Consider the following 22,892-nt stretch of genomic DNA (forward strand, 5'->3'; position numbering starts at 1 on the left):
ATCGATAGCCCCAGTCATCGGGTCCATGAGCAGAGCGGGTTAATCCGGGAAGAGGTTGATATCTAAAACCCGATGAAACGGTAAGTCTCATGCCCAGTGGCAGTTGCTACCTAGTACCGCAATTTTGCCGTGATCTCACCGTCTGGAAGAAACGCTGTTCTAGGTCTCGGCGCGCGACAGCCTCGCTCGACCGCGGTTGGGGGTGTTGCCGTCTGTCTCGACCGTTCGAAGACCGCGGTCGATCATCTCTTGGACAGGACCGACATTCTCTCGATCCGGACATTTTTGTGTCTACCAATTGACCGGTCGTCACTTAATCCTGAGGCCACCCCACCTATCTGCGAGCTTAGGAAGGTAGGAGCAGTGAGGCCGTGCCATTCCGGTCTGACACCTCGACATAAGGCAGCCAGTGCGGGTTGCCAGTCTCGCCATTCCGGTTCACCCAGACGGCGCGCAAGCCGAGTTCGTGGCATGCCTTCATGTCCGTATACATCCCATCGCCACGTGGACCGTTCGCGCCGGTTCTACACCCATCATATGCCATGCTCGAATAGGTGTCGCGATGGCTTATAGGCTCTAGCCTGCTCAGATGTGATTGTGTAGTCAAAAGGCACGCCTATCGTCGCCGCGGTCGGCCCGATGAGATCCTCGTCAGAATTCGTGAAGATCGCGAGCTTGAAGCGCTCGCGCAACCGCCAAAGGCCCATTTGCCGCATCGGCATGGGGACCCATTTTTGAAGGTGCGAGAGACCGGGCCAATCCTTCTGTAGATAATGGGAAAAGAAGAAACCCGCCGCGACGCAGCCCGGGCTGACATGGGAATGAGAAATGCGTAGAGACCGCAGCGCCGGGATAGTCGGGCGCCAGTCATTCGGTGACCTTCGGAACTGTCTTCGTTCTTCTTCAGGCATCGTGAGAATTTTCGGCGCTGCGGGGTAACTTGAGATTGCGGAATTGAGCCGCCGGGGCTTGGGAGGAGGATGGGTTGCGCCCGGCGGCCGGACTCAAACGGCTCAGAGATCAGATCTCCTCGTCGCCGCCGAAGTCCATGTCTTCGGCAGGGGCTTCCGCATCAGGTGCCGCGGCTTCGGGTTCCGCCGCCTGGGCCCCAGGGCCTCCGAACATGCCGCCGATGGCATTGCCGAGGAGCACGCCGCCGGCGACGCCCATGGCAGTCTGCGCTGCACCCGCTAGGAAGCCACCGCCGCCCCGCTGAGGCTGCTGCTGGCCGTATCCTGCCTGACCCTGGTTGCCCCAAGGGGAACCGGCAGATGCCGGAGGGCGGCTGTAGCTTGCCTGCCGAGGAGCAGCGCGCTGCTGCGGCTGCTGACTGCCGCCAAACATCGACGAGAAGAAGCCGCCACCACCAGCCTGACGCTGTCCGCCCTGCTGGTTCTGATTTTCGAGTTCTTCGATGCGACGCTGGGCGGCCTCGAGTGCCTGCTCCTGAACGACGATCGTCTGAGCCATGTAATACGGAGCGCCCGGCTGCTGGTTGATCCGCTCTTGGATAAAGCGGTCGGATTCAGCATCACGCTGGCCGGACTGCTGTTCGACGTGGGCAAGCTTGGAGAACAGGCCGTCGATGGCCTGCTGGTCGTTGCGATCCATAAGATGTCTCCTTGGGTATGGAATGGATTATCCTTCGCGCTGGCCGGTGAAGTTCAGCAGCAACTGGAAGATGTTGACGAAGTTTAGGTAGAGCGACAGGGCGCCGGAGACCGCGAGCTTCTGCTGGCTCTCCTGGTCGTAATTATCCGCGAACTGCTCCTTGATATTCTGGGTATCGTAGGCCGTCAGGCCGACGAACACGATGATGCCGATCACCGAGACAGCGAACTGTAGCGCGGTCGAACCAAGGAAAATGTTCACGACCGAGGCGATCATTACTCCGATCAAGCCCATGATCAGGAAAGAACCCATCTTCGACAGGTCGCGCTTCGTGGTGTAGCCGAACAGGCTCATCGCGCCGAACATGGTCGCGGCGATGAAGAAGGTCCTTGCGATACTGGCACCGGTAAAAACCAGGAAAACGGATGCGAGCGACAGGCCCATGACGGCGCTGAAAGCCCAGAAGGTCATCTGCGCGGCCGACGCCGACATCGAGTGCATCTTGAACGAGAAGATGAAGACGAAGGCGAGCGGTGCCAGCATGACGACCCACTTGAGCGGCGTCGAGAAGATCGGCACATAGAGTGCCGGCGTGGTCCCGACGATGAAGGCTACGAGGCCCGTCACGACGAGGCCAAGGCCCATATAGTTGTAGACGCGCAGCATGTGTTTGCGAAGGCCTTCGTCGAACACAGCGCCAGACGTCTGGGCATAGCCGCCGAAGCGGTTCTGGTTAGGATACATGATTGTCTCCTTGACGATCAATAGAGTGAGTTCTTGAGCGTTTCGGCCTCGTCCGTCAGGCCGACATCGGGTGTGCTGGACACGACTGCGTAAGCCACTTCACCAAGCTGCCACCAAGCAGCTTCCGCATCCGAGAAGTTCATGTTTTTCACCGACTCGACGGCAAAACCTCCAGGACGGCCCGCGAACAATGAGACACGCGTCCCCTCGCCGGTGGTCACGGCAGCTTCGATGCTGGGACCGAACTCCGAAGGAAAGACCTGAACGTCCACGACCTTCCAGTCGGCTGGTAGCTCCGGCATGGTAATCGCTGTCGCCGCGCGGATCTCGTCACGATCGTAGGACTGAACCTCCGGCTGAGACTGCATCTCAGAGCGGACAAGGGTGGTCTGATGCGCGCGGATGGCTTGCTCGACGAATGCCGGCGGATGGATGGAGGCATTTACCTCGCTTGGCCCCATGGTTGTATGGGCCAGCCAACCAACCGAAACGAGCAATCCGACTGCCGCGACCCGTCTCAGCGTATCCCACATCTGACGGTCCGAAAGACTGGAGGACAATCGCCGAGCGGTCTCTCGCGTGTCAGCGCTAAAGTGCTCGTCCTTGCTGCATATCGCGAGCTTCAAGGAGCTGCGAATGCCGAGATCGGCCATAACCTGAGCCGCGGCTTCGGGGTTTCTAGCAAGGTGCCTTTCGACCCTGAGCCGCCCTGTCGCATCGAGCTGGTTGTCTACATAAGCGTCCAGATCCGTGTCGGTCACGGTTGAAGCATCAGTCATCGTCGCCTCCTACCAGCCGCAAATGGGCTTTCCTGGTCGTGGCCTGTTCGAAGGTGCGCAGCGTCGCCCTCGCTCTCGATACACGGGACATCAAGGTGCCGATCGGAACGCCAATAGTGTCGGCAGCCTGCTGATAGGAAAGATCTTCCACCGCGACGAGATGCAGGGCTTCGCGCTGCTCGGCGGGCAGCCGCATGAAGGCCTCGTGAACCTGACGCAGATGGACGATATCCTCCTGGGAGGCGGGAATGGTGTGCTCCGCCTCGGAAACGGTCGCCCCATCCCTACGGACGCGGGAACGGTTGGACCTCAATGTGTCGACATGCGTGTTGTGAAGGATTGCAAAGAGCCAGCTGCGCAGATTTGCGCCTTTACGGAACGACCCACGACGCTCGTAGGCTTTGACAAGTGCGTCCTGCACAAGGTCCTCGGCATCCGCGTTGTTACGCACGAGCGAGCGGGCATATCGCTTCAGCGAAGCGAGGTTTCCGATGACGTCGAAGGGGCCGTGTCTGCGATCCATACCTGCATATACGGAGCCGTCGTCCACTCTCATCCCGTATGGTCGAAAAGAATTTTCATTATTTTTTTTTGGCGCGCGTAGACGTCGAGGAGGAAGCGCAACAATTTCTCTTAGCAAAATTGCAAGCGGCGGCGCGATGCACCATATAGCGCCGCACCTTAAACGATGCCGGAGTGCCTGGAGAGCCCATGACCGCATCCCACGCAGCCGTCCCGGACGCCCGTTCGGAGACCGCGAAGTTTATCGGTCTACTGGTCGGCTCGGTCGGCGTCGTCTACGGCGACATCGGCACTAGCCCGCTCTATGCATTCCGGGAATCGCTTCGGCCATTCACTGCCAACGGCGTGCAGCACGAGCATGTCATTGGGCTGATATCTCTGATGATCTGGACGCTGACGATCATCGTCACGTTCAAATATGTTCTCTTCCTACTGCGCGCCGACAATGATGGCGAAGGTGGGACGCTATCGCTGCTAGCGCTCCTCATGAAGAAGACCGGCAGCTACATGCCGGTACTGTTCTTTGCGGGCCTCATCGGTTCAGCTCTCTTCATTGGCGATGCGATGATCACCCCCGCCCTGTCGGTGATGTCGGCGCTTGAAGGCATGAAGCTGGTAACGCCTGCCTTCTCCAACTACGTGCTGCCGTTATCAGCGGCAATCATGATCGGTCTGTTTCTGGTACAATCAAAGGGCACTGAAGCGGTCGCGAAATTCTTCGGACCGATCACAGTCGTCTGGTTTCTTGCCATGGCCTGGGGCGGTTTGATTCACGTCGGGGATGACTGGACCATCCTTGAGGCACTTAATCCGATTAATGCGCTCTGGTTCATTACCCACGCGGGCTGGGCCGGCCTGATCGTTCTTGGTGCGGTCTTCCTGACCGTCACGGGTGCTGAGGCCCTTTATGCCGACCTAGGCCACTTCGGCCGCAAACCGATTAGCTGGGCATGGTTCGTCCTTGTGTTTCCGGCGCTCGCCTTGAACTACCTAGGACAGGGCGCGCTCGTCCTGAGCAACCCGGCTGCCATCGAGAACCCGTTCTACCTGCTTTATCCGGAATGGGCGCTGCTGCCGATGGTGATCCTCGCAACCATGGCAACGGTTATCGCCAGCCAGGCGGTCATCACTGGCGCGTTCTCGCTCGCCCGCCAGGCCGTGCATCTCGGCTTCTTACCCAAGCTGATGATCAAGTTCACCTCGGAAACCAATACAGGGCAGATCTATGTTCCGGCCGTCAACATGGTTCTGTGCTTTGGCGTGCTGGTGCTTATCTTCTCGTTCGGAAGCTCGGAATCGCTCGCCACCGCGTACGGCATCTCGGTTACCGGGGCGATGGTTGTAACCACGTTGATGTCGTTTCAGTTTCTGCGGTCCGTCTGGGGCTTTTCTGCCGTCACCGCATGCGCGATACTTCTTCCGCTGCTGCTGATCGAAAGCGTCTTCCTCGGGGCAAACCTACTCAAGATCCACGACGGCGGATGGGTGCCGGTTATGCTGGCGCTGGTCATCATGCTAGCGATGTGGACGTGGACCAAGGGATCGAAGTACCTGCGCGAGAAGGCGGCGAAGAACGACATCCCGATAGAGACATTCATCAAGTCTCTCGAGGGTTCGATTGAGCGAGGTTCAAGCAGCGCTCCGGCGACGGTGCCGGGGACTGCTGTATTCCTAACCAGCGTTCCCGACCGAACACCGGCCGTGCTCCTGCACAATCTCAAGCACAACCACGTGCTTCACGATCAGAACGTCATCTTGACGATCTGGACGACGGAAAAGCCGTACGTTCCGGATGAAGAGCGAGTGACCATCACGCAATTATCGAAGCGTTTCGTGCGGATCGATATACATTTCGGCTTCATGGACGAGCCGAACGTGACAAAGGCGCTGATGCTGTGCAAGAAAGCTGGCTTCAAGTTCGAGATCATGCAGACCTCGTTCTATCTTGGCCGCCGCAACCTTATCGCGACGCCGAATACCGGGCTCCCGCGATGGCAGGAGGACGTCTACATCGCCCTGGCAGGGTTCGGAATCGATCCGTCGGCCTACTTCAAGCTGCCGCCGAACCGGGTGGTCGAACTCGGTGAGCAGGTGGCGATCTGACGAGGCGCTGGCCGTGGCGACAAGCTTTACGGGTCCGGCGGCCAGTCGTGCCATTAAGTTGGAGCTCGCTCACGCCAGCCAACATTCGGATCGCATCCTTCCATCCGGGCAACAGTTGCCGAAAGATCTAAGCCTTCTTGAGGGATTCCGGCTTGTGAGCCGCCCGCTTCCCGGACTTCTCGCTCTCGACGATGATCTGCGGGTCTTCCTTGGACGCTTCGACCTTGTGACCCTTGATGCTCGAGTCCGAGGTCTGCTTCTTCACGACTTTGCCTTCGGTCTTTCCCTGGCTGGTTTCCCAGGTGACCTTATCGCCCTTCTTCAAGTTTCCGCTCATGCCGATCTCCTCAATCCGGGCTGACGGAGGACGGCGGTTTGATCTCAGCCGCAACCTCGGTCTCCCTATCGTCGTGTGCAAACTGGTCATCGGCCACCTGGTTGACCTTGGTGACGTCATCAGATTGCTGTTCTGTGAGCTCATGCTGTCCCTCAGCACGTCTCCAATGGGCCTCGTGCGCACCTTCCGGGCGACCTTCGTCCTCCCAGATTTTATAAGCCCGCTCACGGCGCTGCTGTTCGCTCTCGTTCATCGTCTTCTCCTCCCGATGCTGAACACAACTCCGGGTCCCAGGACTCGTTCCTCGGGAGTGACAACGGTGCTCTCTTGAGGATGGTAAGCCGTTCTGCCGCTTAGTGGAAGTTCCTCGCCTTCACCTTGAGCGTGTCGATGTGCAAATCAGGGATGAAGATGTCCCTCGCCTCCGGCATTGTTTTCGGCCGGTCCCGCGCATCCCCTCCTCCCGGCGACCCATGAGCGAACTCATCACCGCGCCCGCTTGGATTTCTGAATTCGGTGTCGCGGTCAGACAGCGCTGACAGAGCGCCGGAAAGATCATCGAGCTGTCGTGCGATCAGGTGAACGACATCACCTTCGCGCTGGATCTTGCCTTGGATCGCCATCATGCTCGCCCCCAGGACGACGCGGCGCCTCTTTTCGAACAGACTGGGCCAGACCACGATGTTGGCGGGACCGGTCTCGTCCTCGATCGTTATGAACATGACACCCTTCGCGCTACCGGGCTTCTGCCGAACGAGCACCAGACCGGCGACGCACAGCCAGCTCTTGTCGCGAGCGTTCATCGCCTGTTCGCAGGTCACGATCCGCCGCGCCGCGAGATCCCGCCGAAGGAACGAGATCGGATGCTCTCTAAGGGTCAGGCCGACATGCGCGTAGTCTTCCACGACGTTGTGGCTTTCGGTCATCTGCCGGAGAGCGACTTCCGGCTCCTGCTGCTCGGCAACAGTCTTCATCTCACGTTCGGCTGCCGCAACGAAAAGAGGTAGTGGTTCGTCTCGCAGAGCCTTTATCGCCCATAAAGCGTCGCGGCGCTCGAGACCGAAGGCGGGTCGAAAGGCATCCGCCTCCGCGAGCTGAACGAGAGCCTCGGATGGAACCTCGGACCGCCGCCAGACATCATCGACGGATTCGAAGGGTCGCTCGATGCGTGTCGTCACAATCCTCGCAGCATCGGCGGCGGCCAGGCCAGTTACCTGACGCATGCCCAGGCGGACCGCGTGGCGATCCGAGCCAGGGATCTCCTCCAGCGTGCAGTCCCAGCGGGAATGCTGCACCGAGATCGGACGGATTTCGACACCATGCTTTCGGGCATCGCCGATGATTTGCGCCGGCGCGTAAAACCCCATGGGCAGCGAGTTCATCAGCGCCGCGGCGAAGGCCTCCGGGTAATGACATTTCACAAAGCAGCTCGCATAGGCGATCAGGGCGAACGACGCGGCATGAGATTCCGGAAATCCGTAGGATCCGAAGCCTTCGAGCTGCGTGAATGTTTTCTCAGCAAACTCGGGTGTGTAGCCGTTCTTGACCATGCCGCTGATGAGCTTGTCCTTGAAGCGTGAGACCCCGCCCGTAAACTTGAAAGTCGCCATCGACTTGCGGAGCTGATCGGCCTCGCCGCCCGTGAACCCGGCGCATACCATCGCCACCTTCATCGCGCTCTCCTGAAAAAGCGGGACACCGAGCGTCTTGCCGAGAACTGCCTCGAGTTCTGCGGTGGGGTATTCGACAGGCTCCTTTCCTTCACGGCGGCGCAGATAGGGATGAACCATATCGCCTTGGATGGGGCCGGGTCGAACGATCGCGACCTGCACGACGAGGTCATAGAAGGTCCGGGGCTTGAGCCGTGGGAGCATCGCCATTTGAGCGCGGCTTTCCACCTGGAAGGTGCCGAGAGTGTCAGCCTTGCGGATCATCGCATAGGTGGCACTGTCTTCCTGGCGGATCTTCGCGAGATCGAGATCCTCGCCCTTATGGTCTCGGATCAAATCGAAGGCCTTCTGCATGCAGGTCAGCATGCCGAGCGCCAGCACATCGACTTTCATCATCTTCAATGCCTCGACGTCGTCCTTGTCCCACTCGATGACCTGTCTGTCCGCCATTGCCGCCGGCTCGATCGGCACGAGATCGTCCAGACGTGACCTGGTCAGAACGAAGCCGCCGACGTGCTGGCCGAGATGCCGGGGGGCGCCCATCAGCTCACGGGCGAGCTTGAGCGTCTGGACAAGACGGTAGTCGTCAGGATTGAGGTTCAGTTCCTTGACATTGCGCTCGGTGATTTCTTCCGACCACGACCACAGACCCGCTGAAAGCGCCTTCGTGACATCCTCGGGCAGGCCCATGGCCTTGCCGACATCTTTGATCGCACCTTTGGCCTGGTAGCGAGTGACCGTGCAGACGAGAGCGGCCCGGTCTCGGCCATAGGTCTTGTAGATCCACTGGATCACTTCTTCGCGGCGCTGGTGCTCGAAGTCGACATCGATGTCCGGCGGCTCGTTTCGCTCCTTGGAAACGAACCGCTCGAATAGGAGGTCGTTTGTCTCCGGATCAATGCTGGTGATCCCGAGAACGTAGCAGATGGCTGAATTAGCGGCCGATCCCCTGCCCTGACAGAGGATGCCCTGACTGCGGGCGAAGCGCACGATGCTGTAGACGGTCAGAAAGTACGGCGCATAGTTCATCTCCTTAATAAGATCGAGCTCGTGCCTGACGGTTCGCAGCACCTGCTGCGGCAGGCCCTCAGGGTAGCGGAGCGGAATACATTCTCGAACGCAATGCTCCAGCGACTGCTGGGCGTCCATGCCGTCGATGAGCGCCTCTTGCGGATAGTCGTAGGTCAATTCTTCAAGGGAGAACTTGCACTGGCTGACGATCTCCATCGAGCGGGCAAGGGCTTCCGGGTAGCGTGGGAAGAGCCGCTCCATTTCTTCCGGAGGCTTGAGATAGCGGTCGGCGTGCCGCTCCCTGTCGAAGCCGACATCGTCGATCGTCGTGGCCTTGCGGATGCAAGTTACGATGTCCTGAAGCTGTCGGCGGCTCGGTTCGTGGAAGAGGACGTCGTTCGTCACGACTGTCTTCACCTTAAACTTCGCCGCTTGGGTTGAAAGCTCGTGGAGCCGCATTTGATCGTTTGGCCGTCGCCGGAGGCTGAGAGACATGTATGCCCGGCTGCCGAAGATTTCCGCCGTTTTGCGGAGCTGAACGGCACAGGCATCGTCCGGAAGATCGGGTACGAGGATGCCGATGAGGCCTTGCGAATAGAGCGCGACATCCTCGATATGCAGGATGCAGTTATTCTTGCCGCCCCTGCCCTTTCCGAGAGTGATCAACCTGGTCAGCCGGGAATACGCCGCTTTGTCGGTGGGGTATACGAGGATCGACATCCCGTCCTGAAGGTCGAGACGACAGCCGACCACAAGCCGCAGACCGGTGTCGCGGGATGCTTCGAGAGCGCGGACAATCCCGGCGAGTGAGTTGCGATCAACGATGCCGAGAGCGTCGATACCAAGCTCCTTGGCAGTCGCGAACAATTCCTGAGCGGAAGATGCGCCGCGCAGGAAGCTAAAATGTGTGGTGACCTGCAGCTCGGCATACCTCATGCGAAGATACCGTGCATGAACCAGCGGTGGCTGCCAGTCTGCGGGTCGACGCCGTCACCGGAACGGAAGATCCAATATCGCTCGCCATCATCGTTCTCGATTGCGAAGTAGTCTCGAACGGCTTCAAGTTCGTTAGGTGTCCGCCACCATTCACCGAAAACCCGCTCAGGGCCATCGGCTCGCTTCACCCGATGCCGCTTTCCACGCCAGGTGATGCTCGCTGGCGGATAGTCCGGCATCAGGGCAATCGCCTGGATCTGCTCGGGGCGATCGAAGAGGCGGACTGGCCTTCGCCAATGGCCAACCCAGCTCTCCTCGGTCTCTTCGGCGACGGCCGGGATTTGCCGAACACTTCGCTCGGGCACGTCCGACGCGACCGGGGCAACGCGGTAGACGCGTTGGCCTCTGTTGCCGAAGATGTCGATCAGCGGCGTGATGTCGTTGTCGTCTTCCTCCAGGAGACGCGAGGCTTTCTGCTGCTCTTTGAGCGGCTCGGCGGCGACGGCGACGAGGACGAGCTTCTCAATGCCGAAGCCGGGCTCTATCTTGTCGGTGCGATCCTTGAAGAGCTTGGTCAGCCAAGCGACGTCGCGCGCTGGTTTGGCGGTTCCGGCGCGGATCGCCTGGATTGTGTTATCGACCTTGTGGACGATGAGATCGGTGCGGCGGACGCCGAGACCGCGTTTTTCAAGTTCGCCACAGAGCTGAACCACTAGCCGACCGACATATTTGTTGATCGTCTCGGCCGCGCCGATGGGCTCCTGGAACGACCGGGACACTTCTACAAGCTCCGCTGTCCGGATCGGATCGATCGGCTCTTTGATGCGCCCGAACATCTGATCGAGACGTCTGCCCGGTTCGGGACCGAAACGGAGGGCGAGTGGCGCGCGTGGTGTCGCCGACAGTTCGCCGATCGATCGGAAGCCCAGTAGTCGTAGGTCATCGACGACCTTTTCTGGCAGCCGCAGCAGGGAGAGCGGCAGCTTCTCGACTGCGGCGACGACCTCGCCTCTCGGCACGATGACCGTGTCCCGACTGATCGCGCGAACGCAGGCATGCGCTGCGCCCCAAGTGTCGGCGATGGCGACCTTTGCCGTGAGCTTTCTGGAACGGAACATGTTGACGATGCCGGTGATCATCGGCAGCTCCCCACCTTGCAGGTGGTCGGCGCCTTCCGTGTCGAGAACGAGACCGTCGATGCCGTCGATGGCGACGATGGGAGAATAGTGCACCAAGGCCCACAGACCGAGGCGGTCGAGCGCGTTGGCATCTGCGAGCGGGTCAGCATCGACCAGCATGAGGCCGCGAAAGATGGCCTGCGCCTTAGCTGCAGGCATCCCGGCGCGGACACCGATCCGCTTCGCGGCGGCATCGGCGGAGGAGACCCAGCGCTTTGAGCCCGACCGGGCAATAACCGCGATCGGCTGATCATCTGGAATAGACGGATCGGCCCGACGTATTCGATCGGTCGGCAGATCCGGAAGGTAAATCGACACGACCCTTGTCATCGCAGGCTCCAACTACAAACTCAGCACATTCGCCCGCACGCGATCTCATCAGCTCCAAAAACCATCTCGCCCTCCCCACGCCGGGAACCGGCAGCTCATCGGACGGCATCACGCTCACCCGCCATCTCGTCGTCGACGCAGTCGGCTGACCAAAGTCACTCGCTTCCGTCTGCCGTCGCCATCGCCGGACAACGATCCCCATCGTCCCAGTCTTTTCGGCAGCTAGCTGAAGGCGCCGCGAGGCGACCATTGGAAGCCGAACGAGTTCCCCAACGACCGCGCCAAGGCCGCCATACGAAAGGGCCTCTTCCATACTGGCGAGAACGTCTTCTTCCTTGTCCGCTTCGACGAAAACCACCCGGTTGTGATGGAGACCCGCTTGCACGAGTGCCGGAAAGAACAGATCCGGCCGGGTCAGACACCACACCACATGCCCCTTCGTTCGCGCGGCTATTCCTGCTGCGAAGAGAGCGGCCGCCGCGCCGTCGATTGCTCCCGAGCCGCCGCCCGCAAATTCGTGCAGAGCGCCGTAGGCGAGACCGCCTTCAGGAAGCACGGCGTCGATCTCCGGCACCCCGAACGGCAAGCAGCCGACCTTGCGCGCCGATCCGCCTTCTAGAAGGGATATCCTTTCTCGCAGATCGGCGATGACATGCTCGCGCGCAGCCGACATCGGTCACGAACCCTCTGGAAATCGCGGTGGAAGAGACGGCATCATGCCGTTGGAATGCCAATGTTCGCTTTCTGTTCCGTATCGCGTGCGGCGTCAAGGTGCCTCTTTTTTAAGGGGTGTATTCCTGCAAATTAGAGATTCAGAAGATTTGTAAGATGAATCAAATCGGTAGCTTGCGCTGGCAAGGTGCGTCGCCGCTGTAAAAAAATATTGCGCACAGTGGGACTTGCTGTGGATGACGGCGTTCTGTAGGGGTCGCCGCTTTCCTTGGCACTTTTGGTTGTCACCCGCTGGAGACATTGATTGGCGAAATGGATGCCTGCTTTGGATAACGATGGCGGACTTACACTCAAGGACGTGCGAGTTGCGATCATAGAGGTGGAATGCACCGTCTGCGATCGTCGCGGTTCGCATGACCGTGCAGCGCTGGTGAAGGTTTTTGGCACGGGTGTCAGTTTCGCCCGGCTCCGGCGTCGCGCCGCGATGGGATGCGAACGTCTCAACGGACCGGATGGCGACCGCTGTGGAACGCGCTTTCCGTGCCTTGAGGCGTTTAAATCGCAATAATTTATGAACGCAGGCGTGGTCGGGCGGACCATACCTATGGTCGGACTTCACGTCGTGCCGGATTTGCAGCGGGACGCGATGGCCTGCGCGATTGGAGTGGTTGCGCACGGCCGCTCGGAACTTCTCGACGCTGCGCTCATTCCCACTGAATCTAGCCACGTCACCGAGATCCATGAAGATCGCCACCTACAACGTCAACGGCATCAATGGCCGTCTGGACATCCTCCTGAAATGGTTGAAGGAGGATAAGCCGGACATCGTCTGCCTGCAGGAGTTGAAGTCGACGTCGTTTCCGAAAAAAGAGATTGATCGCGCGGGATATGGCGCCGTCTGGCAGGGCCAGAAGTCTTGGAACGGCGTCGCTATCCTTGCGAAAGGACAGGAGCCGCTCCTGACGCGCCGGAGATTGCCGGGTAACCCCGATGACACTCATTCCCGTTACATCGAGGCCGCAATCAACGGTGTCTTGATCGGGTGTCTCTATCTTCCGAATGGCAATCCAGCCCCGGGGCCGAAGTTCGACTATAAGCTCCAGTGGTTTCGCCGTCTCCAGGACTATGCATCTGAACTGCTCGACCTGGAGGTCCCTGCCCTCCTGATCGGTGACTTCAATGTAATTCCAACCGAGCTGGATGTGTACAAGCCCGAACGTTGGCTTGATGACGCCTTGTTCCGGCCGGAGGTCCGCAGGGCCTATGCCGATCTGGTGGGACAAGGCTGGACAGACGCCGTGCGGCATCTGCATCCGAAGGAGCCTATGTTCAGCTTTTGGAAATACTGGCGAAACAGCTTCGAGCGTGATGCCGGCTTGCGGATCGACCATGTCTTGCTGTCGCCGGTCGCCGCGCCCTGGCTGAAGACGGCATCCGTTCGGAGAAACCCGCGAAGCTGGCCGCACACGAGTGACCATGCTCCCGTTATTATCGAGCTTGATGTCCCTCAGGAGCGCTTATGAAGCAACCAGTGGAAGAAACGCCGGACGGTCGTTACATCATCGTGAGAGGTCGCCTTTGGCGGACGTCGAACCCGCATCTTGCTGAGGAAGAGCGACATCGTCTCGTGTCCGAACTGATGTTTGCACGTCGCGCGGTAAAAGATGCTGCTGGCGATCCGGAGCGACTTCGGCGAGCGAGAATGGCGGTCGATGCCGCGAAGGTAGCGCTGGGAGAACGTGGCCCGGTATGGTGGACGGATGGCGCTCCGGACTTGAACCGGCATCTTGTTAAGAATACGCCCTATGGACGCTAAGCGCTGAACGCCTTTTCCGTGGTCAGCGGTCATTGTGGCTTACTCGTCGGACAGACTAGCCTTACTCCTCCTTCCTTGCCATGGCTTTGAGCAGAGCCGACTTCGGCAGATCGATGGACCTCCTGCGGGGCCTCTTCATCCCCCTCAACCAGAAGCGAGGATGTTCTCCTCGATAACCACCGCACCAGCGCGATCGATCTTCTCGGCCATCCCGCGAGAAGAGGGTCCAATAGCGCTTTCCCTCGCAGTATGACCTATCGCGTCGTGCTGTCACTCACGATCCTTTCTCACTTGGAAAACCAAGGGCCGGCCCTCAACACGGATTGCCTCGAATGCGGCCGCAGGAACTTTCGTCCTCGACGACAGTTCCCACAGGACAGCAAACTAGAAACACATCCTCACCCCCGACCCCGATGCTTCCTTCACGGCCACCCCACGGGCCGTCTCAAGAGCACCCCATAACCGCCACTCAGAACCCGAACGGAGAGAAAAATGATCCTTGAAGGCAAGAAGATCGCCATCCTGCTCGCGCCTCGCGGCACTGAAGAGCCCGAATTTGTTGAGCCGAAGAATGCGGTCGAGGCGGCAGGTGCAACTGTCGTTGTTGTCGGCGTCGAAGCCGGCGAGGTTCAGGTTGTCAACAATGACCTGAATCCCGGATCGCGGTTCTCGATCGACAAGGCTGTCGAGGAAGTCTCAGCCTCCGAGTTCGACGGCCTCGTCATCCCCGGCGGCAGCGTTGGAGCAGACACGCTACGCGGCAATGACAAGATCGTGTCCTTCGTACACGACTTCTTTGCCCAGCAAAAGCCGGTCGGTGTGATCTGCCATGGCCCGTGGATCCTCGTAGAAGCTGATGTCGTCAGGGGCCGTACGCTGACATCCTACCCGACAGTGTCCACTGACATCCGCAACGCCGGCGGCACCTGGGTCGACCAGGAAGTGGTTACCGATAAGGGGCTTGTGACGAGCCGCACCCCCGATGATCTGCCTGCATTCTGCGCGAAGATTGTCGAGGAGTTTGCCGAAGGTCGTCATCCGGCGCAGGCGCGTAGCGCGTAGTCCGATAGAGCGGCTTTTATTGCTCTTGTGTCCGCCTTTCACACTATCGAAGGAAACGAATATGACCAATCATCCAACCCCGCCGTTCGAGACGCCAAGACAGGAGATGCCGGGAAAAACCGCGAAAATGTCTCCCCTCCCCGATCACGGGGAGGAAAGTTATCGTGGCTCCGGCCGCCTGTCGGGAAAAAAGGCCATCATCACTGGTGGCGATAGCGGGATCGGCCGCGCGGTCGCGATCGCCTTTGCCCGCGAAGGGGCCGACGTCCTGATCTCATATCTGGATGAAGACGACGATGCCGAGGAGACCAAGGTATGGGTCGAAAAGGCGGGCCGAAAGGCAGTCCTCTTGCCTGGCGACATCCAGCATGCCGCCCATTGCAAGAAAATCGTCGATATGGCGGTGTCGCAGCTAGGCGGGATAGATATTCTTGTCAACAACGCGGCGCATCAGGCAAGCTTCAGCGACATTGGCGAGATTTCAGACGAGGAGTGGGAACTTACATTCAGGACCAACATCCACGCGATGTTCTATCTGACCAAGGCCGCTGTGCCGCACATGAAACCCGGCAGCGCAATCATCAACACGACTTCGATCAATGCCGATAGTCCAAGCCCACATCTGCTTGCCTACGCGACGACGAAAGGGGCGATCCAGAACTTTACTGCGGGACTAGCGCAGATGCTGGCCGGCAAGGGTATCCGCGCTAATGCGGTCGCGCCAGGCCCGATCTGGACGCCGCTCATTCCTTCGACGATGCCCGATGACAATGTGAGGAACTTCGGCAAGCAGGTCCCGATGCAAAGACCTGGCCAGCCGGGCGAGCTTGCAACCGCTTACGTGATGCTGGCTGACCCGTTGTCGAGCTACGTCTCAGGTGCAACGATCGCAGTTACCGGGGGAAAACCCATTATCTGAAATGACTGAACGTGAACCACGGGAGAATTCAAATGACCAAGCCCGAACAGGATGCCAAAGGGCAATACGCCCCCTCACAAGCGGATCGTCACGCGAGCGGCGTCCATAGCGCAAAGCCCACCGTGGTCACGGGATCGGAGGACGCGACGGTCAACCGGACACCGCCCGGACAAAAGGGGCAGAAGGATTTCGACCTCAATTACGATCCAGCGGAAAGCAGCGGTAAACCGAAGGGAGGCTAGAAGAGCCAATTCGGTCCCGCTCAGCCGACGAGGATCGAGCGACTTGCGCGACACGATCAGGCTGATCGCCTGCCGGCATTCGCATCCTCTGGCATAAGCGGGCTCATCGGGCTGGCCGCTATCGTCTGGCTTTCTGATCGAAAACAGATAGGCGATCACAGTCCCGATCCCGCTCATCGTCAATGATTTGTCCCAACAAGAAGCGAGCATTGAATGACAGCACCAGCGTCGTTTACGGATTTCGTCCAGCAGGTCGTCAGCGATGCCCGTGCGATCACACCACGACCGACGGTCGAACTTGGTATCCTGCATAGTTTCTGCCTCGACGCAGCTCAAGCGCGCCGGCCGCAGTTGGTCGACTTTCTGACAAGCCCTGGTGGTCTAGCTGCACTGTCGGCTGCATTGGCGCAATTGCCGGGCTTGGTCCGGCAAGCTGATGTTGATGGAGCGAGATGGGAATTTGTCCGAAACGAAGCTTCGGGCGGTTCTGAAGCGCGCTAGGATCACGCCTCTTTAGCGACCACGATCAGCTTTTGTTTCCGGCGAAGCGCTTCACTTTGCCGGTTCGCTACCACCGGGGCCTTTCACCAGATGGCGCCTCCACCTGTCGCCATTGATCGACGTGTTCGAGCACCGTATCGCCTGCCGTTCTCAGAATGCTCGGGTCGTTCCAGACGAACCATCCGCCAACGACAAGCGCGGCGATCAAGGCTACGCTGACCACCTTTCGTAGGATGAAGACGACCAGCCAAAGCACGGCCAGGATCACGGCACCCGTTATCAGCAGAGAATAAAAGTCATCCGGCAGGTTCGCTTCGATCACAGTCACGCCTCTTCAGCCATTGCCTCACAATGACGCATGTCGAACCCTTATGGCCAAATCGAGACTTAGGTTGCGTGTTTGATCCAGCGGGTCTGAAGCACCTGCGGGGTGCGCCCTCAACTTTTCCGGGAACCGCATCCCGCTTTCTCGGTTGAGATAGGGCCAGTAGGCAACAACGGAGAACAAGAATGTCCTACAACGTGCTCATCGTAGAAGACCAGCCTCTGATCGCGCTTAACCTCGAGGACGCGGTCACTGAACTCGGACACCATTCGGTCGGCATCGCATCCAACATGTATCAAGCGCTCATGCTTGCCGAAAACGTCGACATGGCATTCGTCGACGTCAATTTGGAGGATGGGCCAACGGGTCCGATCGTTGGACGGACGCTCGCGGAAGCTGACGTTGCCGTGCTTTTCATGACCAGCGATCCAGGCGCGTTGCGTGGCGGCGTTCCGGGCGCTCTCGGCGTGATGAGAAAGCCGGTGATGGATCTGGAGCTCATCGAAGCGATCCGATATGTCGCCGACCGCCGGAGCGGTAATCAGGAGGTTGCCGCGCCGAAATCGCTTACGCAGTTCGACGACAAAAATATCCATGCAATTTAAGGAAGGATCGCCGGGATCCGCCGGAACAACTTCCGCCTCTGGCGGGTTCAGCGTCCATGAAAAATCACAGCCTCGTCGTCCTTGCCTTCACTCTCTTCAGCACAGTGGCCAAAGCGGAAAATATCACTGCCGACATGGTCAATTCGACCGCGATCAGCGCCATAGCCACACAGCGCCCTCTTGAGATTTCCAAAGAGCCTGATCCCGCGATTGTACGATTGCAGGTGCTGCTTGATCGGGCAGGATCCTCACCCGGTGTGATTGACGGCTTCTACGGAGAGAATGTCAACAAGGCGATTGCAGGCTTTGAGGCGATGAATGGCCTGCCTGTCGATGGAAAACTCGATCCGGACGTGGCCGCCAAGCTAGAGCGCAACGAGCCTCTGATCGGCAGCTATGAGATCACCGTCGATGACGGTCAGGACATCGTAACATCCATCCCGGAGGACTATGCGAAGCAGGCAGCGATGGATCACCTTGGGTTCACCAGCGTGGCGGAGAAGCTGTCGGAACGCTTCCATATGGACATTGAACTGTTGAAGGCTCTCAATCCAGGGGCCCAATTTTCCCCCGGCGATACTGTTTTCGTCACGGCGCCGGAGCGGCCTCGGGAAGGCAAGGTAAAGCGTATTGAAGCGCATGTTCGGTCAGGCCAGGTGTTCGCCTATGACGAGGCCGACAAGATCCTCGCCGTTTACCCGGCCACGATCGGCAGCGATGACAATCCATCGCCATCAGGCACCCATAAGGTCAACGGGGTCGCGCAGATGCCGAAATACACCTACAATCCGAAGGTCAACTTCCAGCAGGGTCAGAATAAGAAGGTCCTGAACTTGCCGAGCGGTCCCAACAATCCGGTCGGCACTGTCTGGATAGATCTGTCCGAACCGACCTACGGCATTCATGGCACGCCAGAGCCCAGCAAGATCGACAAGGCCGGGTCGCATGGTTGCATTCGTCTTGCGAACTGGGACGTGGAGGAACTGGCGGCAATGGTGAAGCCAGGCGTCATAGTCGATATCCTGCCGCAGGAATGATCCTCGGTCTCGCTGCAGCGGAACCTTTGCCCATTGTTGCAAATTGAGCACGCAATGAGATCAGTGCCGACCACAAATACCCTCACGCCACCCGCCAGGGAAATATCCGCGCAATGCTGATAGTCGGCACCGTCTCGGTGGTCGTCTGTGCGATTGTTTTTCCTCGCGCACCCGACCATGGGCACGCCAGACGAGCCGCCAGGCAGTCACTTTAAAGTCACCACCAAATCCAATCTGTAGGGAAACCCGATGAGCACAGGTAGTAAGGCCCGTTCTAGAATGTACACTTATGTCATGGTCATTCTGGTGATCGGTCTCGTCATCGCAGGCGTCTACACATTTGTTGTGAAGCCCGGCGAAACGCGCGATGCACCGGCTGTGGAGGCGGTGAATCCGAACGGCTAAGGCCTCAAAGCCGTCGGGCTATACAAATAGCTCTCAATCGCTATACGGCGCTCAACTCAGCGGCCGAAATTCACGCGACCTGTTTGGTCGCTCTGGTTTTCCATGACCGGAACCTTTGCAGCTCACGAGAAAAAAGGCGGCGTTGCTGCCTTGACGTTATCGCGGGCAGTACGTGCTGGCCGCGTTAACGCAAGGCTAGTCGCATGACGGGGAACTCGCCGGCGACATGTCGTCAGCGGTTATCTTTCAAGGCAACAGGTTTAGGGCGCATGATGTACTCGTGGGAGTTCTTGCAACGGACAGGAGCCTCGGGCGTTAACGCACGAAGACCGTTGAGCCATGGTCTGGAGGTTGCGATGGGCAAGAAGCTTTTCAGCGTCTACGACGTCCTGGTCCAAGGTGTCGGGCAAGGCCTTTCGGGATATGAACTCTACAACTTCGTGATGGGCCGATGCAAAGCATCGTCGAATAAGCGTATTTGCCGCGCGTCGCTGCTTGCCATGTCCGATGCCCCGTTCCTGGACCGGAATGCGCTTGAAGGCATTTACTCCATCGCCACGGATCAGCGCATGCGTTGTTCTGGCTGACGAAGCCCCCAGAGCTGAGGATAAGACATGCATGATGAGCCGAATGGATCCAACGACGAACTGCATGAAATTGTCGAGACTAAGCTGACGGCGATGATTGTCGAAATGACGGATGGAGACTGGAGCACGGCTGAAGTCGCTCTGGCGATACGGGACGTGCTGAAGACCAAATGGCTGGATGAGATAGATGCGCTTCGGGCGGCCGGAGAAGAGATGCCTGGAAACTTCGTCTCCGATGGCAATGAAGGCTGATACCGGCCCACAGGAGAACAGGTGACATACATGGCAGCGACCTATCATGTGATCGCGCTCAGCTCGGAAGACCCTGACGGGGCCGATACGCGCGGCGAACCGAGCCTATCGTACCCGGATGCGCTAAAATCGGCGAAAGAGCTTAAATCACAAGGCAAGGCATTCCGCGTCCATGTCGGCGGAGAACAGTCCGCCGAGCAGATGCAGCGATTTCGCGATCTGGGGGCACTGTTCTAATCTCTGCGTCAAGATCGCGTTCTCACTGCGACGTGATGGAACCTCAACTAATTGAGAAGACCAACTTTTTCTCGAAACCAATCATCTCCTGGAACGGTTCTCCCGTCGTGAACACAACAAAATCGCAGGAGACAAAGCTATGAAAAAAGTTCTCGCACTTGCCGCTATGATTTCGGCCTCGACCTTCGCCGCCGGCGCATTTGCCCAGGACACGAGCGTGACCGCTCCGGCACCATCGGCTTCCGACATCACGATCGTCAATGTTGCGAACCCGCCCGCTTCTGGTGGCGGCACGACCCCGCCGATTGAGGTCACGTCTCCGACCCCGGAGCTGACCCAGGCCGCGCAAGAGCAGGTCCAGTCCGACCCGGCACTGATGACGGCCTTGGAAAAGGAGAACGTGCAGCTCAACAACGTGGTTTCTGTCCAGACGGCGGCCAACGGCGGCAAGACGGTCTACGTCAAGTAAGCGGTCTGCCCCATAATCTTAAAGCCGGGTCCATGCATAGACCCGGCCTTTTCGTTGCTGACTACCAGATCAGGTCGCGCCTTGATCGTTTTCCGAATTAAGATCTTCGGGGCGGATACCTTCGCTCTCTATGTTAGATGACTGTCGTGAAGCCTCAACGCCGCCGCCATGATCGGCAGACCATGTTTGAGGAATTCCTGAAGGAGAGCCGTGCGCTTCACTCGCTTCTTGCCAATGCCGTTCATGTTGGCCGTCAGGCCGTCCTTCGGCCTCCCATTTCCTGTAGGCTGCTTCACGAACTTCGTTCTCGTCTGACATGGTTCACTCCCTTGACGTTTCAAAGAGAGACATTCGCCGGTCTCCCACGATAAAGAACTACGTGGGCGATCCCGCGTTCCTCTCATGGCGGCGAAGGAACTGGTCACTCCGACATTTAAGCCATGCCTTTTTCAGCGATTTCCTTTTGCGCTTGCGGGCTTTTCTGCAATTGCAGGCCCATCGAGTTCAGCACGCCCGGTGTTTATGCAAACTGCAGATCTTTGTATTCAACGACGTCCACGCGGTTGCCCCGAGAAAGTCTGGAAAGGATCCAGCGAGCATCGTGGCCCCAGCGGCTTGCGCCAGTGATCTCACATTCGACCGATCGTCTACCACCAGTCCAAAACGGCGGCTCTGGTCGGGAGCCTGATGACGGATGCGGCTGAGAGCGAAAAACTGATCTCCCATGTTAATGAAGGCCATTCCGTAGAAATGGACCGCCTGCTAGTTGTAACCGACCTCAAGCGCGACGTGATTGACGCTAACGAGCCTCGGCTCTCCCGTGCTCATCGGCTCTTCTCCTTCTTGTTGCTCTCGGTTTCGCCATCCTTCTCCATCTCGGGAGGCGTCGCTGGTGTCCCCAGCGCTCCTGTCGCGCCTTCCGTTTCCTCATTCGCAGGAACGACTGCGGGCTGAGTGCCGGCATTTTTGTCGGGCATTTGGGCGGCTGACCGAGATTTTTCGTCTTGGTCGCGGTTCTGCTGTCGAGAATTCATGATGTCCTCAAATGTTAAAATCGCATGACGGCGGAACGAACCGAACCGCAGGACTGTTCCCCTGGCCCGGAAATTGAAACTGACAAAGGAAGCCACACGTGCCAGATCGGAACTGTGACGTCGCGATCATTGGAGCAGGCACTGCGGGGCTTTCCGCCGAGCGAAGTGCACGACGTGCCGGCGCAAAGACAATGCTCATCGACGAGCGTTTTGCCGGTACGACCTGCGCATCCGTCGGCTGCATGCCCTCAAAATTGCTAATCGCTGCGTCGAAAAATGCGCATTCTATCGCAAGCGCCGCAGAGTTCGGCATTCATGCGAGGTCGGTGAAGATCGACGGACGGGCGGTAATGGCGCGCGTGCGCAAGCTGCGCGATGCGTTTGTTGCATCGACGCTGAAGTCCTTGGACGACATCCCTGATGGCGTGAGGCTTGAAGGAACTGCCTGCTTTGTTGAGCCCGGTATCCTCGCCGTAGATGGAGCCCGGGTGGTGGCCAAAGCGATCGTCATCGCGACAGGGTCCAGAGCTGCGATCCCCCAGACGTTTAAAGGGCTCGGACAAATTCTGACCAATGAGACCGTTTTCGAACTGGAGGATCTTCCCACATCGCTTGCGGTGATTGGCGCGGGTCCGCTCGGTCTTGAGCTTGCTCAAGCATTTGCGCGGCTGGGCGTCGACGTGGAGGTTTTCGACGAAGGCGATACTATTGCGGCTCTCAAGGACGACGCTGTCGCGCAGTCATTGCGTCCTCTTCTTGAAGCTGAGTTTCCTCTCCGTCTTGGCACCAGCATCGTGGCTTCACAAGCTGGCAACGAAATCGAAATTTCATGGTCGGGCGCTTCCAGCGGCAAAAGGCGGTTTAGCCACGTTCTTGTTGCCGCCGGCCGTCCGCCGAATATGAAAGAGCTGGCACTCGAAAAGGCCGGACTTGAGCTCGACGATCATGGCATTCCGATATTTGATCGCACGACCATGCAGTGCGGATACACACCGATCTTCCTTGCAGGCGACTGCGACCACGATTCGCCCGTCTTGCATGAGGCATCCGCAGAAGGTGCAATTGCCGGACACAATGCGGCGCGGTTTCCCGCTGTCAAACCCTCCAAGCGGTCGACGCCACTGGCAATTACCTTCACGGATCCGCCGAGCGCGTCGATCGGGTGCCCCGCCAATGACGAGAGCGTGGTCGGGGAAACTGACTTTTCCGACCAGGGGCGGGCAAAGGCGGATGGCCGCAATGCGGGGCTTGTCCGCCTCTACGCCGACCAGGGTGGCAAGCTAACCGGCGCAACGCTTTCGGCACCGGAAGCTGAGCATCTTGCGCATCTGATTGCCTGGGCAATCGAACATGGGCAGACGGCAATGCAAGTGCTTGACTTACCGATCTATCACCCAACCTACGAGGAAGGTTTGCGCAGCGCACTTCGGCAAATCTGCCAGCAGATCGACGTCGGCTTTGCAGCTGACCGAGACGAAGGCTCAGCACCCGGTATTTGAAGGAGAAAA

26 protein-coding genes and 1 pseudogene are annotated in these 22,892 nt (G+C 58.8%); 15 read left to right on the top strand and 12 right to left on the bottom strand.

All coding sequences use genetic code 11. The features are described from left to right. Positions 1 to 1,020: 1,020 nt before the first annotated feature. From BM216_RS27300 to BM216_RS27315, 4 genes are read right to left on the bottom strand one after another with little or no spacing between them, the layout of a single operon-like run. A complete protein-coding gene (locus BM216_RS27300; protein WP_093002556.1) occupies positions 1,021 to 1,611 on the bottom strand; it encodes a DUF2076 domain-containing protein in 591 nt (196 codons plus the stop codon). A 27-nt stretch (positions 1,612 to 1,638) separates the two neighbouring features. After that, a complete protein-coding gene (locus tag BM216_RS27305; RefSeq protein WP_093002558.1) occupies positions 1,639 to 2,355 on the bottom strand; it encodes a Bax inhibitor-1/YccA family protein in 717 nt (238 codons plus the stop codon). A 17-nt stretch (positions 2,356 to 2,372) separates the two neighbouring features. Then, positions 2,373 to 3,134, bottom strand: a complete 762-nt coding sequence (locus BM216_RS27310) for an anti-sigma factor family protein (protein ID WP_093002560.1) — start codon at positions 3,132 to 3,134, stop codon at positions 2,373 to 2,375. Beyond that, the gene (locus tag BM216_RS27315; RefSeq protein ID WP_093002562.1) at positions 3,127 to 3,657 is read right to left on the bottom strand and encodes a sigma-70 family RNA polymerase sigma factor; all 531 of its coding nucleotides are present in this window, start codon (positions 3,655 to 3,657) and stop codon (positions 3,127 to 3,129) included. Before BM216_RS27315 ends, BM216_RS27310 begins: the two co-directional genes overlap by 8 nt. 188 nt (positions 3,658 to 3,845) lie before the next feature. Here BM216_RS27315 and BM216_RS27320 point away from each other — a divergent pair, with 188 nt between their 5' ends. Then, entirely contained in the window at positions 3,846 to 5,759 is a 1,914-nt protein-coding gene (locus tag BM216_RS27320; protein ID WP_093002564.1) for a potassium transporter Kup, read from the top strand. A 127-nt stretch (positions 5,760 to 5,886) separates the two neighbouring features. Here BM216_RS27320 and BM216_RS27325 read toward each other — a convergent pair whose 3' ends face one another. The 5 genes from BM216_RS27325 to BM216_RS27345 form a co-directional block, all read right to left on the bottom strand. After that, positions 5,887 to 6,096, bottom strand: a complete 210-nt coding sequence (locus tag BM216_RS27325) for a hypervirulence associated TUDOR domain-containing protein (RefSeq protein ID WP_093002566.1) — start codon at positions 6,094 to 6,096, stop codon at positions 5,887 to 5,889. A 10-nt stretch (positions 6,097 to 6,106) separates the two neighbouring features. Next, positions 6,107 to 6,349, bottom strand: a complete 243-nt coding sequence (locus tag BM216_RS27330) for a DUF2934 domain-containing protein (RefSeq protein WP_093002568.1) — start codon at positions 6,347 to 6,349, stop codon at positions 6,107 to 6,109. A gap of 100 nt (positions 6,350 to 6,449) precedes the next feature. Next, positions 6,450 to 9,713, bottom strand: coding sequence for an error-prone DNA polymerase (locus BM216_RS27335; RefSeq protein WP_093002570.1), 3,264 nt, complete (start codon positions 9,711 to 9,713; stop codon positions 6,450 to 6,452). Next, entirely contained in the window at positions 9,710 to 11,221 is a 1,512-nt protein-coding gene (locus BM216_RS27340) for a Y-family DNA polymerase (protein ID WP_093002572.1), read from the bottom strand. The genes BM216_RS27335 and BM216_RS27340 overlap by 4 nt, the downstream gene beginning before the upstream one ends. Then, entirely contained in the window at positions 11,142 to 11,894 is a 753-nt protein-coding gene (locus tag BM216_RS27345) for an ImuA family protein (protein ID WP_093002574.1), read from the bottom strand. The genes BM216_RS27340 and BM216_RS27345 overlap by 80 nt, the downstream gene beginning before the upstream one ends. Before the next feature lie 303 nt (positions 11,895 to 12,197). Between BM216_RS27345 and BM216_RS27350 the strand changes: the two genes are divergently transcribed. The 6 genes from BM216_RS27350 to BM216_RS34780 all read left to right on the top strand — a co-directional run bounded on the left by BM216_RS27350 (position 12,198) and on the right by BM216_RS34780 (position 15,932). Beyond that, positions 12,198 to 12,461: a hypothetical protein gene (locus BM216_RS27350; RefSeq protein ID WP_348272021.1), complete on the top strand. Its 264-nt coding sequence runs from the start codon at positions 12,198 to 12,200 to the stop codon at positions 12,459 to 12,461. A gap of 172 nt (positions 12,462 to 12,633) precedes the next feature. After that, a complete protein-coding gene (gene xth, locus BM216_RS27355) occupies positions 12,634 to 13,416 on the top strand; it encodes an exodeoxyribonuclease III (protein ID WP_093002578.1) in 783 nt (260 codons plus the stop codon). Then, complete coding sequence (locus tag BM216_RS27360; protein WP_093002580.1) at positions 13,413 to 13,709, top strand: hypothetical protein; 297 nt, start codon at positions 13,413 to 13,415, stop codon at positions 13,707 to 13,709. Before xth ends, BM216_RS27360 begins: the two co-directional genes overlap by 4 nt. 492 nt (positions 13,710 to 14,201) lie before the next feature. Beyond that, positions 14,202 to 14,771 carry a type 1 glutamine amidotransferase domain-containing protein gene (locus tag BM216_RS27365; protein WP_093002582.1) on the top strand — a complete coding sequence of 190 codons (570 nt, stop codon included), beginning with the start codon at positions 14,202 to 14,204 and terminating at the stop codon, positions 14,769 to 14,771. A 61-nt stretch (positions 14,772 to 14,832) separates the two neighbouring features. Continuing rightward, positions 14,833 to 15,690, top strand: coding sequence for an SDR family oxidoreductase (locus BM216_RS27370; RefSeq protein ID WP_093002584.1), 858 nt, complete (start codon positions 14,833 to 14,835; stop codon positions 15,688 to 15,690). A gap of 32 nt (positions 15,691 to 15,722) precedes the next feature. Further along, positions 15,723 to 15,932 carry a hypothetical protein gene (locus BM216_RS34780; RefSeq protein WP_093002586.1) on the top strand — a complete coding sequence of 70 codons (210 nt, stop codon included), beginning with the start codon at positions 15,723 to 15,725 and terminating at the stop codon, positions 15,930 to 15,932. A 568-nt stretch (positions 15,933 to 16,500) separates the two neighbouring features. On the opposite strand, the gene BM216_RS27380 is transcribed toward BM216_RS34780, so the two are convergent. After that, positions 16,501 to 16,755: a hypothetical protein gene (locus BM216_RS27380; protein WP_093002588.1), complete on the bottom strand. Its 255-nt coding sequence runs from the start codon at positions 16,753 to 16,755 to the stop codon at positions 16,501 to 16,503. A gap of 176 nt (positions 16,756 to 16,931) precedes the next feature. On the opposite strand from BM216_RS27380, the pseudogene BM216_RS27385 reads away from it, so the two are divergent. The 7 genes and pseudogenes from BM216_RS27385 to BM216_RS27410 form a co-directional block, all read left to right on the top strand. Further along, a pseudogene (locus BM216_RS27385) lies at positions 16,932 to 17,363 on the top strand (response regulator); the annotation flags it as partial. A 56-nt stretch (positions 17,364 to 17,419) separates the two neighbouring features. Next, positions 17,420 to 18,400: a L,D-transpeptidase family protein gene (locus tag BM216_RS27390; protein WP_093002592.1), complete on the top strand. Its 981-nt coding sequence runs from the start codon at positions 17,420 to 17,422 to the stop codon at positions 18,398 to 18,400. Between the two features lie 249 nt (positions 18,401 to 18,649). Next, positions 18,650 to 18,805 carry a hypothetical protein gene (locus BM216_RS34230; protein ID WP_177230940.1) on the top strand — a complete coding sequence of 52 codons (156 nt, stop codon included), beginning with the start codon at positions 18,650 to 18,652 and terminating at the stop codon, positions 18,803 to 18,805. A gap of 356 nt (positions 18,806 to 19,161) precedes the next feature. After that, positions 19,162 to 19,392: a hypothetical protein gene (locus BM216_RS27395; protein ID WP_093002594.1), complete on the top strand. Its 231-nt coding sequence runs from the start codon at positions 19,162 to 19,164 to the stop codon at positions 19,390 to 19,392. A 27-nt stretch (positions 19,393 to 19,419) separates the two neighbouring features. Beyond that, positions 19,420 to 19,644 (top strand): hypothetical protein, encoded by a 225-nt coding sequence (locus BM216_RS27400; protein WP_093002596.1) that lies wholly within the window; start codon positions 19,420 to 19,422, stop codon positions 19,642 to 19,644. 30 nt (positions 19,645 to 19,674) lie between these two features. Further along, positions 19,675 to 19,881: a hypothetical protein gene (locus BM216_RS27405; protein WP_093002598.1), complete on the top strand. Its 207-nt coding sequence runs from the start codon at positions 19,675 to 19,677 to the stop codon at positions 19,879 to 19,881. A 139-nt stretch (positions 19,882 to 20,020) separates the two neighbouring features. After that, positions 20,021 to 20,350: a hypothetical protein gene (locus BM216_RS27410; protein WP_093002599.1), complete on the top strand. Its 330-nt coding sequence runs from the start codon at positions 20,021 to 20,023 to the stop codon at positions 20,348 to 20,350. 69 nt (positions 20,351 to 20,419) lie between these two features. On the opposite strand, the gene BM216_RS27415 is transcribed toward BM216_RS27410, so the two are convergent. Further along, positions 20,420 to 20,668 carry a DUF2934 domain-containing protein gene (locus BM216_RS27415; protein WP_093002601.1) on the bottom strand — a complete coding sequence of 83 codons (249 nt, stop codon included), beginning with the start codon at positions 20,666 to 20,668 and terminating at the stop codon, positions 20,420 to 20,422. A 506-nt stretch (positions 20,669 to 21,174) separates the two neighbouring features. Beyond that, positions 21,175 to 21,480, bottom strand: a complete 306-nt coding sequence (locus tag BM216_RS27425; protein WP_143102873.1) for a hypothetical protein — start codon at positions 21,478 to 21,480, stop codon at positions 21,175 to 21,177. Positions 21,481 to 21,482: 2 nt separating this feature from the next. On the opposite strand from BM216_RS27425, the gene BM216_RS27430 reads away from it, so the two are divergent. Beyond that, positions 21,483 to 22,883: a dihydrolipoyl dehydrogenase gene (locus tag BM216_RS27430; protein ID WP_093002604.1), complete on the top strand. Its 1,401-nt coding sequence runs from the start codon at positions 21,483 to 21,485 to the stop codon at positions 22,881 to 22,883. Positions 22,884 to 22,892: the final 9 nt, after the last annotated feature.

It is taken from the genome of Rhizobium sp. NFR07 (assembly GCF_900111905.1).
Lineage (GTDB): Bacteria > Pseudomonadota > Alphaproteobacteria > Rhizobiales > Rhizobiaceae > Neorhizobium.

Coding starts and splice junctions, on each gene's coding strand:
- BM216_RS27320 (WP_093002564.1), top strand. CDS start 3,846: ATGACCGCATCCCACGCAGCCGTCCCGGACGCCCGTTCGGAGACCGCG.
- xth (WP_093002578.1), top strand. CDS start 12,634: ATGAAGATCGCCACCTACAACGTCAACGGCATCAATGGCCGTCTGGAC.
- BM216_RS27365 (WP_093002582.1), top strand. CDS start 14,202: ATGATCCTTGAAGGCAAGAAGATCGCCATCCTGCTCGCGCCTCGCGGC.
- BM216_RS34780 (WP_093002586.1), top strand. CDS start 15,723: ATGACCAAGCCCGAACAGGATGCCAAAGGGCAATACGCCCCCTCACAA.
- BM216_RS27360 (WP_093002580.1), top strand. CDS start 13,413: ATGAAGCAACCAGTGGAAGAAACGCCGGACGGTCGTTACATCATCGTG.
- BM216_RS27400 (WP_093002596.1), top strand. CDS start 19,420: ATGCATGATGAGCCGAATGGATCCAACGACGAACTGCATGAAATTGTC.
- BM216_RS27340 (WP_093002572.1), bottom strand. CDS start 11,221: ATGACAAGGGTCGTGTCGATTTACCTTCCGGATCTGCCGACCGATCGA.
- BM216_RS27335 (WP_093002570.1), bottom strand. CDS start 9,713: ATGAGGTATGCCGAGCTGCAGGTCACCACACATTTTAGCTTCCTGCGC.
- BM216_RS27315 (WP_093002562.1), bottom strand. CDS start 3,657: ATGGATCGCAGACACGGCCCCTTCGACGTCATCGGAAACCTCGCTTCG.
- BM216_RS27390 (WP_093002592.1), top strand. CDS start 17,420: ATGAAAAATCACAGCCTCGTCGTCCTTGCCTTCACTCTCTTCAGCACA.
- BM216_RS27310 (WP_093002560.1), bottom strand. CDS start 3,134: ATGACTGATGCTTCAACCGTGACCGACACGGATCTGGACGCTTATGTA.
- BM216_RS27345 (WP_093002574.1), bottom strand. CDS start 11,894: ATGTCGGCTGCGCGCGAGCATGTCATCGCCGATCTGCGAGAAAGGATA.
- BM216_RS27415 (WP_093002601.1), bottom strand. CDS start 20,668: ATGTCAGACGAGAACGAAGTTCGTGAAGCAGCCTACAGGAAATGGGAG.
- BM216_RS34230 (WP_177230940.1), top strand. CDS start 18,650: ATGAGCACAGGTAGTAAGGCCCGTTCTAGAATGTACACTTATGTCATG.
- BM216_RS27405 (WP_093002598.1), top strand. CDS start 19,675: ATGGCAGCGACCTATCATGTGATCGCGCTCAGCTCGGAAGACCCTGAC.
- BM216_RS27410 (WP_093002599.1), top strand. CDS start 20,021: ATGAAAAAAGTTCTCGCACTTGCCGCTATGATTTCGGCCTCGACCTTC.
- BM216_RS27330 (WP_093002568.1), bottom strand. CDS start 6,349: ATGAACGAGAGCGAACAGCAGCGCCGTGAGCGGGCTTATAAAATCTGG.
- BM216_RS27395 (WP_093002594.1), top strand. CDS start 19,162: ATGGGCAAGAAGCTTTTCAGCGTCTACGACGTCCTGGTCCAAGGTGTC.
- BM216_RS27325 (WP_093002566.1), bottom strand. CDS start 6,096: ATGAGCGGAAACTTGAAGAAGGGCGATAAGGTCACCTGGGAAACCAGC.
- BM216_RS27300 (WP_093002556.1), bottom strand. CDS start 1,611: ATGGATCGCAACGACCAGCAGGCCATCGACGGCCTGTTCTCCAAGCTT.
- BM216_RS27370 (WP_093002584.1), top strand. CDS start 14,833: ATGACCAATCATCCAACCCCGCCGTTCGAGACGCCAAGACAGGAGATG.
- BM216_RS27305 (WP_093002558.1), bottom strand. CDS start 2,355: ATGTATCCTAACCAGAACCGCTTCGGCGGCTATGCCCAGACGTCTGGC.